Raw genomic sequence first — 1794 nt, 5'->3', positions numbered from 1 at the left:
GGTAGGCCCTCCACCAGCTGCCCACCGACCGCACCGAGACCCCGAACACCTCCGCGGCCTGCCGATAGCCCTCCACCTGCCCGGACTCCAGCGCCGCCACCACCCGCAGCCGCAGCACCTCCTGCTCGGCCGGCGACAACCGGTGCGCACCCTCGACCTCGATCACGACGGATCACCATACAGGCAAGCGATCAGTTTCGATTCAATATCTCGTCGCGCGGTCAGGGCAGCCGGTGTTGCCGGTGTCCGCTGGTGAAGTTCCCATCATGTTGACACCCCAGGATGTGGAGGACACGGTGAGCGAACTCGCCGCCGCCGATCGGGAGAGCTTGGCCGACCATGCACAACACGCACGCGACACCGATCGCCGAAAGGGCTGACAGTGTTGGCGGCGTCGCTGGACGTCGACACCGTCGTGTTCGACGACAAGGTCACCCTGGACCAGGCTCTCGACGCCGCAGGCGGCTGCGGCGCGGGTGCTGTTGTACCTCAACCATCGCACCGTGGGCACCGTGGCGGCCGATTCGGGATTCAGGCGCGCGACCTGGCGTGGCCACCAGGCCGCGGCACGTGGCGTGCCCGGCTTGGCCGAGCTGCTGAGAACCCACGCCTTCGCTGGTATGAGAACTACATCGTCAGCGCGGCCTTGGAACTCGTGCGTGACCAGGTTGAACAGCAGGAACAGGCGCTGCTGCCACGCAGGGCGGAGCTGGCCGCGCGGCTTGCCGCCGACCCGGGCTACGCCGCGAGCATCAGGATAGCCTCACCCCGCTGCGCAGAACGCTACCTCCAGTCGGCCTCAACCTGCGACGGCGTGTACCTCTCGACCCCCGCAATCGCGCCCAGGTACTCCATTAGGAGGTACGAGCCGGACTTGATGTCCTGGGGGGCAACGTCCACACCGTCGAAGTCCGGACTCGTTTGCACCTCGATCGATCCCCAGAACACGCCGAGCGCACGGACACACTCGATGGCGTCAGCAAGCAGCTGCACGTCAACCGAGAAGTCCGGATCGACCAGGAGCTTGGGTAGCTCGTGGGCGATCTCCTGGCGGTGGGCATGGATACGCTCAAGCGTCGCCACCTGCTCGACGGTCAGCGCCTGCATCTCGATGAGCCACAGGCATGAGGCCCGGTACTTGCTCTTGGGGGCACGGCTGCGGACATCACGCTGGTAGGTCGCTTCGTCGTAGAGGTTGTTGCCATCCTCGAAGCCGCACCAGAAAAAGTCGTGAACAGCGTCCACGACCTGCTTCTTGATCAGCTCGTAGGCCGTGAGAAAGCAGCCTGCCCGCACCAGCTCGACAGTGACGTTCTCTGGCGAGATTTTGGCTTGAAGCCGCTGAGCGTAGTCCTCCACGACCGCAGTGTGGCAGCGCTACTTCACGGCGTCGAGCAGCTTCGATCCTCCCCTGGTTGGCCGTCAAAACGGGTCAACCCCAGTCTCGCTCGTCGTTGGTCGCAGCGTTGACGGTGTGGCGGACGGTGGCAGACGGGTGATCTTTCAGATCTCGTAGCAGCGCACGGGTGTGATCTGTGAGTGCTGCTCCGATAAGTACGACTGCGACGTTCTGTGCGACGAGGGTGCCCGGGTCGGCGAGGCTGTGCTTCAGCATCGCGAGGGTGAGCGGGGTGGTGAATCCGTTGGCGACCAAGTCGGCCAGTACGGCGGCCCTCTTGGTCAGACTGCGGTGAGACACCTCGTGTGAGGGGTGGGTTCACGCTTGGGGGTGGGATCGGAGATCCTGATGAACGTGTCCACAGCACCTGACAGGCAACCTCGTCGCGCGACCGG

General features: G+C 64.9%; 3 protein-coding genes. All 3 read right to left on the bottom strand.

What is annotated here, in order from left to right; translation table 11 throughout:
• Positions 1 to 100, bottom strand: a 100-nt coding sequence (locus FM051_RS54425) for a hypothetical protein (protein ID WP_420803679.1), incomplete at its 3' end; no start/stop codon positions are given.
• A gap of 683 nt (positions 101 to 783) precedes the next feature.
• Positions 784 to 1359, bottom strand: coding sequence for a hypothetical protein (locus FM051_RS49865; RefSeq protein ID WP_158854965.1), 576 nt, complete (start codon positions 1357 to 1359; stop codon positions 784 to 786).
• Between the two features lie 73 nt (positions 1360 to 1432).
• Positions 1433 to 1654 (bottom strand): hypothetical protein, encoded by a 222-nt coding sequence (locus FM051_RS49860; RefSeq protein WP_158854963.1) that lies wholly within the window; start codon positions 1652 to 1654, stop codon positions 1433 to 1435.
• Between the last annotated feature and the right edge of the window lie 140 nt (positions 1655 to 1794).

Origin of the sequence: Saccharothrix deserti (assembly GCF_009769385.1) — a bacterium.
GTDB classification, from domain to species: Bacteria; Actinomycetota; Actinomycetes; order Mycobacteriales; family Pseudonocardiaceae; genus Actinosynnema; species Actinosynnema deserti.
The sequence above is the reverse complement of the archived record's forward strand: the minus strand, read 5'-3'. Positions and strand labels throughout refer to the sequence as shown.